Source organism: Bacillus sp. BACIII (genome assembly GCF_057836745.1).
In genome coordinates, this window is the sequence record NZ_CM174437.1 from 1,734,019 (window position 1) to 1,748,673 (window position 14,655).

The 14,655-nt window shown below is 48.2% G+C and carries 12 protein-coding genes; 2 read left to right on the plus strand and 10 right to left on the minus strand.

From position 1 onward, the window contains the following. Position 1 precedes the first annotated feature (1 nt). The 7 genes from ACXN9U_RS08110 to ACXN9U_RS08140 all read right to left on the minus strand — a co-directional run bounded on the left by ACXN9U_RS08110 (position 2) and on the right by ACXN9U_RS08140 (position 8,113). The gene (locus tag ACXN9U_RS08110) at positions 2-961 is read right to left on the minus strand and encodes a S66 peptidase family protein (protein WP_167388677.1); all 960 of its coding nucleotides are present in this window, start codon (positions 959-961) and stop codon (positions 2-4) included. A gap of 66 nt (positions 962-1,027) precedes the next feature. Further along, positions 1,028-2,647 carry a peptide ABC transporter substrate-binding protein gene (locus ACXN9U_RS08115; protein WP_060962989.1) on the minus strand — a complete coding sequence of 540 codons (1,620 nt, stop codon included), beginning with the start codon at positions 2,645-2,647 and terminating at the stop codon, positions 1,028-1,030. Then, on the minus strand, positions 2,644-3,675 hold the full coding sequence (locus tag ACXN9U_RS08120) for an ABC transporter ATP-binding protein (RefSeq protein ID WP_489202410.1): 1,032 nt from the start codon (positions 3,673-3,675) through the stop codon (positions 2,644-2,646). Before ACXN9U_RS08120 ends, ACXN9U_RS08115 begins: the two co-directional genes overlap by 4 nt. 5 nt (positions 3,676-3,680) lie before the next feature. Beyond that, positions 3,681-4,628, minus strand: a complete 948-nt coding sequence (locus tag ACXN9U_RS08125) for an ABC transporter permease (protein ID WP_489202411.1) — start codon at positions 4,626-4,628, stop codon at positions 3,681-3,683. Positions 4,629-4,633: 5 nt separating this feature from the next. Then, complete coding sequence (locus ACXN9U_RS08130) at positions 4,634-5,560, minus strand: ABC transporter permease (RefSeq protein WP_489202412.1); 927 nt, start codon at positions 5,558-5,560, stop codon at positions 4,634-4,636. A 13-nt stretch (positions 5,561-5,573) separates the two neighbouring features. Continuing rightward, the gene (locus ACXN9U_RS08135; RefSeq protein ID WP_060962993.1) at positions 5,574-6,398 is read right to left on the minus strand and encodes a M55 family metallopeptidase; all 825 of its coding nucleotides are present in this window, start codon (positions 6,396-6,398) and stop codon (positions 5,574-5,576) included. Positions 6,399-6,553: 155 nt separating this feature from the next. Continuing rightward, entirely contained in the window at positions 6,554-8,113 is a 1,560-nt protein-coding gene (locus ACXN9U_RS08140; protein ID WP_489202414.1) for an MFS transporter, read from the minus strand. Positions 8,114-8,398: 285 nt separating this feature from the next. Between ACXN9U_RS08140 and htrA the strand changes: the two genes are divergently transcribed. Further along, the gene (gene htrA / locus ACXN9U_RS08145; protein WP_156133000.1) at positions 8,399-9,748 is read left to right on the plus strand and encodes a serine protease HtrA; all 1,350 of its coding nucleotides are present in this window, start codon (positions 8,399-8,401) and stop codon (positions 9,746-9,748) included. Between the two features lie 102 nt (positions 9,749-9,850). Beyond that, positions 9,851-10,027, plus strand: a complete 177-nt coding sequence (locus tag ACXN9U_RS08150; RefSeq protein ID WP_173425957.1) for a hypothetical protein — start codon at positions 9,851-9,853, stop codon at positions 10,025-10,027. Between the two features lie 91 nt (positions 10,028-10,118). On the opposite strand, the gene ACXN9U_RS08155 is transcribed toward ACXN9U_RS08150, so the two are convergent. The 3 genes from ACXN9U_RS08155 to ACXN9U_RS08165 form a co-directional block, all read right to left on the minus strand. Next, a complete protein-coding gene (locus ACXN9U_RS08155; RefSeq protein WP_045925705.1) occupies positions 10,119-11,090 on the minus strand; it encodes a glycosyltransferase family 2 protein in 972 nt (323 codons plus the stop codon). Between the two features lie 11 nt (positions 11,091-11,101). Then, entirely contained in the window at positions 11,102-13,216 is a 2,115-nt protein-coding gene (locus ACXN9U_RS08160) for an ArnT family glycosyltransferase (RefSeq protein WP_489202415.1), read from the minus strand. Between the two features lie 183 nt (positions 13,217-13,399). Next, complete coding sequence (locus ACXN9U_RS08165; RefSeq protein ID WP_060962997.1) at positions 13,400-14,350, minus strand: ring-cleaving dioxygenase; 951 nt, start codon at positions 14,348-14,350, stop codon at positions 13,400-13,402. Positions 14,351-14,655 lie beyond the last annotated feature (305 nt).

The window sequence follows — 14,655 nt, forward strand, 5'->3', positions numbered from 1 at the left end:
ATCACTCCCTTCCCGAAACCCCCGATTCAATCGTTACCGCTTTGGCCGCCGTATCCATAACCGCGCGGGCTCCGATCGGAACGGCGAAGCTCGGTGAACAATGGCCGATTTTAAAGCCTTTAAGCGCAGGCTTTCCTGACTTAACAATGTAATCGTTCAGCACTTGCTCTAAAGTAAGAGACTTTTCTTTATTCTTCGGTTCGCATTGGTGAAAATCACAGACCAAAATTCCTGCTGCGTCTGACAGTTTTCCGGCCATTTTTAATTGATTCAGCATTCTGTCGATTTGATACGGTTCCTCATCAATATCCTCGATAAACAGCAATTTGTTTTTTGTATCAATTTCAAACGGCGTGCCGAGTGTCGATGTAACGAGGGATAGATTGCCGCCCGCAAGCTCTCCCTCGGCTCTTCCGTCTGTCAGCACCTCTAAGGGGGAAATGTCCTCCGTATAGGTGAATTCCGTTTCTGCAAAAAGCTGGTGATATGACGCCTTTGTCAGCGGATCAGCATCATCCAGCCCGACATCCGTACTCAGCATCGGGCCGTGAAATGTGACGAGTCCTGTATTTTGATGAATGGCGGTATGTAAAAACGTAATATCGCTGTATCCCCAGAAAATTTTCGGATTGCGGCGGATTAAGCCGAAGTCGATATCAGCGGCAATGCGGCCCGTGCCGAATCCTCCGCACGCGCATATCACTGCTTTGACTTTCTGATCGCTAAACATGTCATGAAGATCATCGAGACGCGCGCGGTCCTCTCCCGCCAAATAGCCGTGACGGGCTTTCAGCGCCCGGCCGAGTTTCACTTGAAGACCAAGCTCATCTTCTAAAAAAAGCAGCGCGGTTTGCAGCGTCCCGCTCTCAGGCGGGCTCGCAGGGGCAATCACACCGATCGTGTCGCCTTTTTGCAGTGCTTTCGGTTTATAGTTCATGGCTTTTTCAATCTCCTTTTCCATGGATTGAAAAGTGAAACAGACCGCTCCTTTAACGTCAAAAGAGCGGTATTTGTTTCCGTTGTGATATCAGGACTTTTCCGCCCATTTCAGATCAATGTAACCGACGGGATGCCGGACAATCCCTTTCACGCCGCTGTTCTGCAGATGCACCTGATTGTAAAAATAAATCGGAATGATCGGTGCCTCGTTCATGAGCAGCTTTTCCGCTTTATGCATGAGCGCAAAACGTTTTTTTGCATCGGCTTCCTGTTTTGCCTGCTTGATATATTCGTCGTAATCCGCGCTGCCCCATCCTGTGCGGTTCATGGAATTCCCCGTCTGGAAGGCTTCAAGAAAACTGATCGGATCTGCGTAATCCGGTAAAAATGAGCTTTGAGAAAACTGGAACTTCAGTCCTTTCTGCTCCTCTAAAAAGACGTTCCATTCCATATTGGCGAGCTTAATGTCTATACCGAGCACACTTTTGAGCTTCTGCTGCATCGCTTCCGCTATTTTCTTATGCTCCGGTTTTGTGCTGTATGTCAGTGTGACTTCAGGCAGCTTATCATAATGCTCTTCTGCCATGCCCTTTTCCAGCAGTTTTTTGGCTTCTGATTCATTCGGGGTTAATAAACTGCCGCCCGCTTCGCGGAAATCTTTCCCGTCAGGCTGCGTAAATCCCGGAGATACGAAAGCATGCGCCGGCTTTTCCCTGTTTTTGGTCACATAATCCGTGATTTCTTTTTGATCAATAGCTGCAGCAAACGCTTTTCTGATCTTTTCATTTTGGAACGGCTCCATTTTTACGTTAAAGCGATAGAAATAAAGTCCGGCCTGATCCCACGTGCGGACGTTTTTTCCGCTCATCAGCTGCTCACTCAGCTCTGCCGGCACGAAAGCGGTATCCAAATCCCCCGACTGGAACATTTGATAGTCTGTATTCCGGTCACTGACCATCGCCCATGTGACTTGATCCAGTTTCACCGTCTTTTTATCCCAATACGTCTCGTTTTTGACCATCGTCATGCTGTCATCATGCTTCCATTCCGTCAGCTTGAACGGTCCGTTGCCGACAAAGGTTTTCGCTTCAGTGAACCATTTCGGATCAGCCTTGGCGGCCTTTTCATTAATCGGGAAATACGCCGGATTGGACACGACACTGAGAAAATAATCCTGCGGTGCCGCCAATGTGACGACCAGTGTTTTTTTATCTTTTGCCTCAACTTTCACGTCTTCTTTTTTGCCTTTTCCGCTGTTAAATTCTTCCCCGCCTTTGATCATGTAGCCGAGAAATGCGGATGATGCGCCCGTTTTCGGATCAAGCATCCGTTTCCAGGCGTAGACGAAGTCTTCCGCCGTGACGGGATCGCCATTTGTCCATTTGGCGTTATTACGGATATTGAAGGTATATGTCAGCTTATCAGCGGACACCTTCCAGCTTTCCGCCATAGCCGGTTCGGGCTTATTATCTTTTCCAAGCCTCGTTAAACCTTCCATGATGTTATTCAGCGGCTGCCAGGAAACATTATTAAATCCGATCGGCGGGTCAAGTGAGGTCGGCTCATTTTCGTTATTGAGCCGGAGCACCGATTCGCCCCCCTGTTCTTTTGCTTTGCCGGGTTCTGTCCCCGCCTGCTCATTGGCCGTACAGCCCATCAAAGCAAACGAAACAACAGCAATCACTCCGATCGCCCATTTCTTTTTCATTTGAATCCCCCTTTTTCCTCTGGTGCCGTCAGCTGTTTGTGCTTCAGCCGCTCGGCACGGTGATCCTGAAGCCAGCAATTGACGAAATGGCTTTTGGATTTCACGGTTGTTTCCGGATATACCTTTTCACAGACGATCATCCTGTCCGGACAGCGGGCGGCAAACGGACAGCCCGGCGGCGGATCGAATAAATCAGGCGGAGTCCCGTCAATCGGCGAAAGCTCACTGTCCTCCATATCCAGCCGCGGCACTGAGCGGAGCAGCCCCTTTGTGTAGGGATGAGCCGGCCGGTAAAAAATATCATGCCTCGTGCCGATTTCGGCGATTTTTCCCGCATACATGACGGCGACCCTGTCAGCGGTTTGAGCGACAACACCGAGGTCATGCGTGATCAGAATTATAGATACGCCTGTTTTTCTTTGAATCTTCTTAAATAATTCAAGGATTTGCGCTTGAATCGTCACATCAAGAGCCGTTGTCGGTTCATCGGCGATCATGATTTCCGGCTCACAGATCAGCGCCATCGCGATCACGATCCGCTGCCGCATGCCCCCGCTTAATTGGTGAGGATACTGCTTCAAGCGGGATTTCGAGTCAGGGATTCCGACCAGATCCAGCATGGCGAGAACCTCGGATTCAGCTTTTTTTCTCGTCATGGCGCGGTGTTCCAACAGCGCTTCCGAAAGCTGCTCCCCTATGGTTAACGTCGGATTGAGCGCCGTCATCGGGTCCTGAAAAATCATAGAAATGTCGCGCCCCCGAATTCCCCGCATTTCCCGCTCCGTCATTTGACAAAGGTCTTTCTGTTTAAATTGTATGCTTCCGGATTCAATCTTTGCCGAATGTTTCGGAAGAAGACCCATCACGGCTTGTGACGTCACGCTTTTTCCGCAGCCCGATTCACCGACGATCGCAAACGTTTCACCTTTATATAAATCAAAGCCGACGCCTCTGACGGCTTTTACGGTGCCGCCGTATGTCGAAAAAGTAACATGCAGATTTTGAACTGATAGAATTGGCTGCGTCATTTTCCCTACCTCCTCAGTTTCGGATCTAACGCGTCCTGCAAGCCGTCTCCAAGCACGTTAAACGCGTACATCGTTAAGGAAATGAAAAAGGCGGGGAAAAACAGCCGCCACCAATGGCCTGATAAAATCGCCGGAAGCCCGTCGTTTGCCATGACGCCCCAGCTTGCAAACGGCGCCTGAATGCCGAGTCCGAGAAAACTTAGAAATGATTCCGCAAAAATCGCCGCCGGCACCGTCAGCGTCATTTGGACAATAATGGCTCCCATCGTATTCGGCAGCAGATTTTTCTTAATGATCCGAAATGTTTTCGCTCCAAACGTTTTCGAAGCAAGCACGTGTTCATCATGCTTCATCCTCAGCACCTGCCCTCTGACAATCCGCGCCATGCCGACCCATCCCGTCACGGTCAGAGCGACGATGATGGAACCGAGCCCCGGTCCCATCAGCACCATTAACAAAATGACAACGAGCAGATACGGCAAGCCGTAGAGAACTTCGATGATTCTCATCATGGTGCTGTCTGTCCGCCCACCTTTGTAGCCGGAGATGCCGCCGTAAATGACGCCGATCAAAAAGTCAATTAATGCCGCCATCACACCGACAAATAAAGAGATCCTCGCTCCGTACCACGTTCTTGTAAACACGTCCCGTCCCAGTTCGTCGGTTCCGAACCAATGTGAAAAAGACGGCGGAAGATTCTGCTCGGCGAGCGTCTGCCTCGTCACACTATGCGGTGATATCAGCGGACCGAACACAGCTGAAAGAAACAGGCAGCATAAAATCACAAGGCCGGCCATCGCCAATTTGTTCTTTTTAAGCCGCCGCCACGCATCCTGTGTGTAAGACAGGCTCGGACGCTTCACCGACTCGGTTTCACCCTTTCTTTCCATGCCCGGCTGAAACCAGTCATCTGGCACTTCTGTGTGTTTTACCGTTTCTTGCGGGAGATTCATCAGGCTCACCCTTTCTTATGAAGTTTTATGCGCGGATCCAGCAGGCCGTATGCCAAATCAACCAGAAACAGCATGACGATCAAAATCACACTGTAAAAAACGGTCGTTCCCATAATCACCGGGTAGTCACGTTGATTGATGCTTTCCACGAAATATTTGCCCATTCCCGGAATGGCAAAGATTTTCTCGATGACGAAACTGCCCGTCAGGATACTTGCAGCAAGCGTGCCGAGTACTGTCACAACGGGCATAAGAGCATTTTTCAAGGCGTGTTTGATGACAATTTTGACAGGGGAAAGACCTTTTGCTTTTGCCGTGCGGATATAATCCTGAGTCAGCACTTCGGCCATGCTTGACCTTGTCAGCCTCGCGATAATGGCCATAGGGCCGACGGCAAGCGCCACAGTCGGCAGCACCATATGTATGGGACTCGTCCAGGTGGCTGCCGGAAACCATTTCAGATGAACAGCGAATTGCTGAATCAGCAGTGTCGCCATAATAAAATTCGGAATGGAAATCCCCAGCACCGCAAGGCTCATGGCTGCATAATCGAGAAAGCCGCCGCGTCTGAGAGCGGCCGTTATGCCGAGCGCGAGCCCTGATATAACTGCGATGATGATCGCCGTTATCCCAAGCTCAAAGGAAACGGGAAATCCGCGTTCAAGCATGGCGTTTACACTGTCTGACGGTTTTTTGATTGAAGGACCGAAATCAAAGGTGAGAATGGATTTTAGATAAATGGCGTATTGAGTGATAAGAGGTTCGTTCAGATGGTAGTAGGATTCGAGATTTCGCTGGACCGCTTCGTTTGTGCCCCGCTCTTCGTTAAAAGGCGAGCCGGGTATCACTTTCATCATGACAAATGTCAGAGTGGTGATGACGAGCACGGTCACAATCATGGCGATAAAACGTTTGATAAAATACCGCAGCATGCCGTTCACCCCTTTAACAGAATGTTGTTCTCATGGCGAGTTCTGTCATGACGAGCATGGCCTGATAAGCTTCCGGCATGTCTTTTGCCTGAAATTGAACGGTTGTCGTTTTCGGTACAATTTCTGTGCCCGGCATTAAATGGGCCCATTCAGCCTGTCCGTAGTTGGCAAATTCAATGCCTAATACAGGTCGATCAGGCGGTGTCAGCGGCTTGACCTTATCTTTATTTTTGAGCGCATAAGCTGTTTTTTCCGTCAGGAGCCGCCCGGCTTTTTGAGGAGACAGGCATTTGACAGCGGTTCTTGAAATGGTTTGTTTGACAGCGGCAGTCGTCACATTCGGTATCAGCTCCTCCGCTTCTTTTGCGGCGCAATCGTCTCCTGCTGCCATGATAACCGGGACGCCGTAAAATCCGGCGAGGTAGGCATTCAGCCCCAGTTCACCGACCGGCTTATCATTTATGTAAAAATGGCGCACGCCGAAAATCATACTGTGTGACATGACGCCCGGCATCGAGGCTCTTGCATGATAGCCGATAAACATCGCGCCCGCATATGATTCATCAAGCCCCTGCATCATAGAAAACGGCTTGACATCCCCCGTGATCAGCTCTGCCTCAGGATGAAGTTTTTCTGCAAGCAGATTATTCATCTTAGAATGGCTGTCATTTACGGTCACTTCCGTGCATCCGTTATTAAACGCTTCAGCGATGCACCAGTTTGCTTCTTCGGTCATCAGAACCCTGCCGCGCTCATAATTGTGCATGCGGGAATTGACAAATGTTTCATCCGGCAGTCCGGAAATCCCCTCCATGTCTACAGATAGATACAGTTTCATATAATGCCTCCTTTTTTATTTAAAATTCCGATATTAAATTATGAATATTCTAACAAATTATATTAAAAAAGGATGAAACATGCAATATATCATTATGCCATTATAGGAAAAAACAAACCCTTTTCACGGGGAAAAGGGTTTGCTGATAGAAAAAGTTACATACTGTTTTTGTTTATAGGGTGACCCTGAAACTGTCTGACCGCACTTCTATATTCGCGATCGGGAATGACCTGATGCCTGATCGGTTCAGGAGCCTGCGGCGAAGGCTCTTCAGCCGCCTGCCTGCGTACGGCATGCGGTTTATGCGCCAGCTTATGTCCCATGCCTGTCGCATTCATCACAAATGATAAACACACTAAAAGCAGGCTAAAGATAAAAGCAATAAGAAACAGATCGCTGTATGTCCCCATCAGCTGGTCATAGTGCGATTGTGTGCTGTGCGCGCCCCAAAGCGTGCCCGAAGCATCTCTTTTCGTAAAATACCCGATTAATACAGGCGCGCCCATATAAATGAACAGCCGTAAAAACTGAACGGCCGTCATGCGTTTCACCAGTTCCGGAAGCGGCCCGCCCAAAGCTGCGCCCATCAGTCCGGCCGCCACGATAAGCCCTGTTCCGGCCGCCAGCATCACGAAAAGACCCGCAAATAGAATAAGCGGCATATGATGATCCGTCGTCATCCATTGAAAATTCACGAACACCAATATCACAGAGCCTGTTATGCCGAGCATGCCCGGGCCGACTTTATCATATGCGAAAGCACTGATGACAGCGGCAACGGCCACGCCTCCCAAAAGGCTCGCATATAAGAAGATTAAATGGGTTTGTGACAAATGGTATGCGGTCTGAAGCTCCCCGCGAAATGCAGAAAGGCTGACCGCTATGGAAATGCTGGCAGCAGCGATCATGAAAACACCCAGAATCGGCTTTGGAATCAGCATCAGTTTAATCGAAATCAGCGCATGTTCGTTTCTGTACTGCATAATCAGCAGAATCAGCAGAATGACGAAGCTTCCGCCAAATCCCGCCAATGTATGCCAAGACGAAAAGCCCCATTTCGGCAGATGAATAAACGTATAAGCGGTCAGCACAGCTGATACACCCGCCAAAAGAAAACCGATGCCGTCAAATGGAGATTTTTCAGCATTTTTATGAGCATCATCCCGCAGCCACACATAACTGAAAATCAAGCCGAATAAAGACAGCAGGCCAAAAATGATAAACAGCCAATGCCAATGGCCGGCGCTTGCCGCCGCCGTGCCTAAAACGGTTCCCATAATGACAGACCCGTAAAATCCGCCGATTAACACAAATAAGGCGTGATTGCGGCGCTCAATCGGAAACGAAAGCACCAGCATCGGAATCATAATCATCAGCATAGTGCCCGCCGCAGCTCCTTGCAGCAAACGGCCCGCAGCGAGCAGGTAAATATCATTTGTCACAGCAGCAAGCAGCGCACCGATGACAGCTGCAGCCATAGAAACCATATAGACAGGCCGGGAGCCGAACCTTTTTCTTAAATACGGCCCAGCCGGCACAAATAAGGCGAATGCCATATTACCGATAATAATCGGATGAAAAGAGTCAAAGTTTTCCCCGCCGACCGTCTGCCGGACAAGGCTTTGGACAGCCGCAAGAGCGGTGTTCGACATCAGTCCCGGCCCGACCGCCAGCACAGCAAGCAGAGAAATAATCCAGTGATGTTTTTCTTTCATTTGACAGCCCCTTTCTAAAATTTGACAAAGCGAAAAAGCTAACAGATTCCCCCCATTAGCTTGACAGAATTTTCATATCTTTTCATGTGAAGGATTGAACATAATATCTTATTTATTATTTCAAATCCGATGGAAATTGTCAATATAGAGCGCCGCCGTCCGATTATGTCTTTTTCACAATTTCCCACAATCTTTTCATTATTATCCCACACTTTTTGTTTAAGATGGAGTCAGTAATAATAGGCAAATCATGCTATGATGAAATAGAGAAACGGAGTGAACATGATGGATAACTATCGTGATGAAAATCGGACAGACCAAAAAGAACAGGAAGTCCTTTTAGTAAAAGAAAATCAGCAGCCGGCGAGATATTCCGCGCCGGACGAGGACAAGAAAAAACGAAGCTTCGGCTGGTTCAGACCGCTTCTCGGCGGGGTGATCGGCGGAGGGCTCGCTCTCGGCATCTATACATTTACGCCGCTTGGGGACCATCAGACTCAAGATACTTCAAATCCGGCTCCCGCTCAGGAAACGTCTTCAGTAACCGCTAAGCAGACATCTTCTGATTCCGGCAGCGGCAAATCGGCAAACAGCTCATCCGCAAATTCAAGCAGCATTTCGAATATGGTGGAAGACATTTCACCGGCGATCGTTGGAATCACGAATCTGCAAAAGCAGCAAAACAGTTCAGATTTATTCGGATTCGGTTCCGGTTCAGATTCGAACTCAAATTCATCGGGTGAAGATGCGGAAACAGGCTCAGGTTCCGGCGTTATCTTTAAGAAAGCAAACGGCAAAGCGTATATTATTACGAATAACCACGTGGTTGAAGGCGCCTCTTCCCTTAAAGTGTCATTATATGACGGCACCGATGTAACAGCTAAACTCGTCGGCCGTGATTCACTGACAGACTTGGCCGTATTAGAAATCAGTGATAAACACGTAACAAAAACGGCAAGCTTCGGCAGTTCATCCGCTCTCAGAACGGGTGAATCCGTGATCGCCATTGGTGATCCGCTCGGCAAAGACCTGTCCCGCACCGTCACACAGGGAATCGTGAGCGGCTTAAACAGAACGGTCTCGATTTCCACGTCAGCCGGTGAGTCAAGCATCAACGTCATTCAAACCGATGCCGCGATCAATCCCGGAAACAGCGGCGGGCCGCTCTTGAATACAGACGGCAAAATCATCGGTATCAACAGCATGAAAATCAGTGAAAATGATGTAGAAGGCATCGGCTTTGCGATTCCGAGCAACGATGTAAAACCGATTGCCGAAGAGCTTCTCACGAAAGGACAGGTGGAGCGCCCATATATCGGGGTGAGCATGATCGACTTGGAGCAAGTGCCGCAAAACTATCAGGAAGGCACACTCGGGCTTTTCGGCAAACAGCTGAATAAAGGGGTTTACATTCGCGAAGTGGCACAGGGATCCCCTGCAGCCAAAGCCGGATTAAAAGCAGAAGACATCATTATCAGCTTGAAAGGGAAAGAAACTGACACGGGCAGCGAACTTCGCAATATTCTCTATAAGAATACGAAAGTCGGCAGCACCGTTGACGTGAAGATTATCAGAAACGGCAAGGAAATGACGAAAAAAATGAAACTGACTCAAAAAGAAGAAACTTCGTCTTAACAAAAATCCAAGGCAGCAGCCTTGGATTTTTTTACATCAATAATGAAACTTTAAAGCGCAGACCGTCCGTATGAAAGATTGTACAAAGGAGGATACATACCTATGAAACATACCGGACTTTTGCTGGTCGTTACCGGACTTATCTTATTGCAGCTGAGCATTCAGCTTCCTCAGCAAAACGTTGCTTGGGGCATGACGCTGGGTGCAAGCATTTTATTGAACCTGACGGGAACCGGCCTGATCATGCGCTCTCTGCACATCCAGACCGGCCGCAGATGAATGAAAAAATCCGCGGGACACAATGTGTTCCTGCGGCTTTTTTTTTTGACATAAAAGCACCCTGCCCGGGTGGCCGGACAGGGTGTTTCGGTTAAGACATATGCTGATCCCGATAAACCTTTTCGTTTTTAATGCCGTACGCTTTTTGCACGATATAGAGCGGACGGTCTTTTGCTTCATCATAAATCCTTCCGATATACTCGCCGATCATTCCGAGCATTAAAAGGACGATGCCGCTGAATAACAGCTGTATCACAATCAGAGAGGACCAGCCCGTTATGGTGCTGTCTGTAAAGAGTTTCATATATAAAACGATAAACATATAGAGAAAACCCGCCCCGGACATCATCATTCCCGCGTAGCTTGCCGCCTTGAGCGGTTTATGGGAGAACGTTGTGATACCGTCCATGGAAAGCTTCAGCATTTTTTTAAGCGGGTATTTCGTTTCTCCCGCAAGCCTCTCATCACGTTCATATTCAACAGCAGTCTGCTTGAAGCCGACCCAGCTGACGAGCCCCCTGACAAAAGGATTTTTCTCTTTTAATCTTTTCATTTCGTCACAGACTTTTCGGTCCAGCAGGCGGAAATCTCCGGTATCGAGCGGAATATCAATATCAGTCACGCTCCGAAGCAGCCGGTAAAACATAGAAGCCGTCTGTTTCTTGAAAAAGGTTTCTCCCTTTCGTTTTGTTCTGACGGCGTACACGACATCGTAGCCTTCTTTCCACTGTTCAATCATATCAAGGATTAGTTCGGGAGGGTCCTGCAAATCGGCGTCAATGACGACGATTGCATTTCCCTCTGCGTAATCCATGCCCGCGGTGATCGCGATCTGGTGTCCGAAGTTTCTGGAAAAATCAATAATTTTCACTCTCGGATCAATCAGACTGTGTTCTCGTAATATTTCAATACTGCGGTCTTTGCTTCCGTCATTGACAAAGATTAATTCATAATGATCTTTTGTTTGATCCATGACTTCTTTCAGGCGCTGATAGGTTGTCTGAATGACGGGTTCTTCGTTATACACCGGGACGACAATTGAATATTGAATATGTCTGCTCATATTTTTTCCTCCTATTCATCAGATTGCAGTTCGTATAGTGAAGCTGACTGATTCATTCCGCCGGGGCCGCCGCCCATCCGGCTGTTTTTACTTGTAGCCTTGCTGCGCTTTGTATCAGCTGCATCATGATTTTTCGTTTGCTGATCTGTGCTTGTTTGCCATTTATCTGAAGATACTTTCTTACCGTTTTTCTCAACCCATTCAACAATTTCGTTGTTTCCGCCTTTGCCCATTCCGGATGTTAAGAAGTATTTTACTTTTCCTTCTTTTACGAGCTTTTTAAATTGAGTCAGCGTGATGGCCGGGTCAGATCCGCTGAATCCGCCGATCGCCATGACCGCTTTTTTCGTTTTGATAATGTAAGGCGCCGCTGTGTTGGAATCGGTTGTTGCAAATAGATAGTCCGCTCCGGCGTTATGTTTCTCTAAATAGTTGATCAGTTTTTTATTTACAGAGGCGTTATTCATTCCCATGCCTTTTCCGCTTGTTGACGCAAGCTGAGGGCCTGTTTCAGGCAATGAGCTGTTGCCCCCGTACAGAAGCGGTGTGCTCGCCCAATATATCGGCATCACCAGCAAGGCGAGAAGAGCGGCAAGTGACAGATAATAACTGAGCGGTTTTTGGCGCTGTTTGAACACGGACAGAGCGATTGCAGACAAAGCTCCGATAACGCCAACACCGATGCTCCAGCCTGCGCCGATTTGGTCAATCCAGTTTCTGAGGATAAACAGCTCAAATCCGGTTGTCACAAGAATAGCGGCCGGCAGAAGCCAAGACTTCCAGCCTGTCTCCGTGCGGTACAGATGGACGAGGGCGACCCATCCCGCACCGGCAAGTGCCGCAATCGGAGGCGCCAGCATAATGAGATAATAATGGTGGAAAAACTCCGCCACACTGAAGAATCCGGCAATCGGCACTAGCCACGCTGCCCAAAAGATCGTTTCCTTCTGTTCTTCTGACAATCTTCTTCTTTCTCTCGCTCCGGCGATCAGTAAACCGGCCATTCCAAAAATCGCAAACGGCAGGAGCCAGCTGATCTGATCAGATAATTCTTGTTGGAAGAGTCTCAGCGGACCGGGGGTTCCCGTACCGAACATTCCTGAACCTGATTGCATTTTTGAGCCGGTGCCAGCGCCTCCTTTTCCTCCGCGGCTTGGAGGGCCTCCTTGACCGCCATTCGGCATTTGCCCGTTAGATGGAGGTCCCGTCATGTTGCCGTTTTGAGATTCGCCTTCGCTTGAAGACTGTCCGGGCGGCGCCTGCAGTTGTGAAGAACCGGCGGAAGAAGCCTTTTCTTTCGAAGCGTTTCCGTGCGGCATGCCCTGACCGCCGCCGGAACTTTGGCCTGTCAGCCGCTGAATCCCGTTATATCCGAAAGCCAATTCCAATACGGAGTTGGTCTGGCTGCTTCCGACATATGGCCGTTTGCCGGCAGGGATATTGTCAACAATGAGCGGCCATGACAACGAAACGGCCGCTAATACGGCCAGCGCGCTTACCAATGAAATGATTTTTTTCTTAATGGTTGTGTTTGCCGCAATCATATAGAACAGCAAGAAAGCCGGTAAAATCATATAAGCCTGAAGCATTTTTGTATTAAAGCCTACCCCGACGACAAAGAACGCCGCCAGAAGCCAAATCAGTTTTCCTTTTCGAATCGCTTTAAAGAGGAGCCATGTAGCGAACAGCAGGAAAAAGACGAGTAAAGCATCGACATTGTTTGTCCGCGCGACCGCTGCAGCGATCGGGGTGCATGCCATGACAAATGAGGCGATGCGGGCCGCCGTTTTTCCGAACGTCGGCTTTATTAATAAGTACATGAATAGAACTGAGCCTACACCTGCCAATGCTTGAGGCAGGATGACACTCCACCCGTGCATACCGAATATCAGCGCGCTGATCGTTTGAATCTGGTATGTAACAGGCGGTTTATCTACCGTGATAAATCCGGCTGCGTCAAATGAAGCGTAAAAGAAATTATGAAAGCTTTGAAGCATACTCGTTACCGCTGCGGTGTAATAAGGGTTCACCGTATCGTCATTCCAGATGTTGTACATATTCAAGAATGCGGAAGCGAGTAAAATGAGGATTAAGACCGCGTCTATCTCGCGTTTTTTCATTTTCACCTGTGTTTTCACTCCTTTGGTTGAACTTTGAACAAGTGTAACAACCAAATGTGAAAAATTTATTAATAAACAAAGACAATTATTTTGCCGTTGACAAATGGGTAAAAAGAAGGACAAAACGGTTTTAGAAAGCAAAAAAAGATGCCTCCCTCAAGCCGGGAGGCATCTGTCATTATTCCTGATTTATTGAATCGGTTTCAGCCGCGCTTCTATTTCAGAACGGCGGTGTTCGAGATAAGGCGGAAGCGCCACCGTTTTGCCGAGCTCCTCAGGTTTTTCATCAACCATAAAACCCGGACCGTCCGTTGACAATTCAAACAGAATTCCGTTCGGTTCCCGGAAGTACAGCGCTTTGAAATAATAACGCTCTACGATGCCTGAGTTGCTGAAGCCTTCTTTTGTAATGATGCGGTGCCATAAAGCAAGCTCCTCTTCATTCTGAACGCGGAAGGCCACATGGTGGACGCTGCCTTTTCCCGGACGCTCGCGCGGAAGATCGTTTCTTTCAATCAGATGGACTTCCGTGCGCGCGCCTCCGTTTCCTGATTCCAGCACTGTAACTGAGCCACGGTCTTCATGCGTTTCTTTTCCGATTTCAGTGAAGCCGAGCACATCGGTTAACACACGCAGCGTCGGCTCCGCATACGGGACGGTCAATTCAACGGGCCCAAGACCGCGGAAAGAATATTCTTCCGGAATGCCGCTTTGTTTCACCGCTTCACCGATGTCTTTTCCTTTTTCGTCAGCCGTCAGTACAAGCCGCTGTCCTTCGTGATCCTGAAAAGCGAGTGTCTCTCTGCCCGCTATTGTCATGATGTCGCCATGAGCGACCTGATGCTCTTCAAATCGTTTTTTCCAATATTGCAGCGCTTGTGCGTCCGGGACACGCAGGCCGATTGAAGAAATACTGTTTGTTCCCGCATGAAACGGCGCAATCCGCGGAATTTCGAAAAACGTCAATTCAGATCCCGGATTGGCTGTTTCATCACCGTAAAACAAATGATACATCGTCGGTTCATCTTGGTTTACGGACTTTTTCACAAGTTTCAGTCCCAGGATGTCCCGATAGAAATCTAAATTTTTCTGCGCATCAGCCGTCATTGCTGATACATGGTGTATTCCGTTAACTTTCATTATGTTATCCTCCACTCAATTATCTCGATTTCGAGATATTTTATATATACAATTTATGTTATCCGGAGCATAAAGTCAACACATCTGCTTTGCCGACGGTCTGCAGATTTCCGCCTTTAAAAACAACGAACTATAGGGATTTAAAAACTCTTATTGTTCGTTTTTAAAATAAGATATTTTCCTTATCAAAAGCGAAAACCTTTGTTTTTAAGCAAAAAACCGAAATCAGAAAATTTATTTTATTCGTGTTTCAGCAATTAGGGTTTACAATATGGAAAATAGTTTTTTCAGCATGACGATTTTAC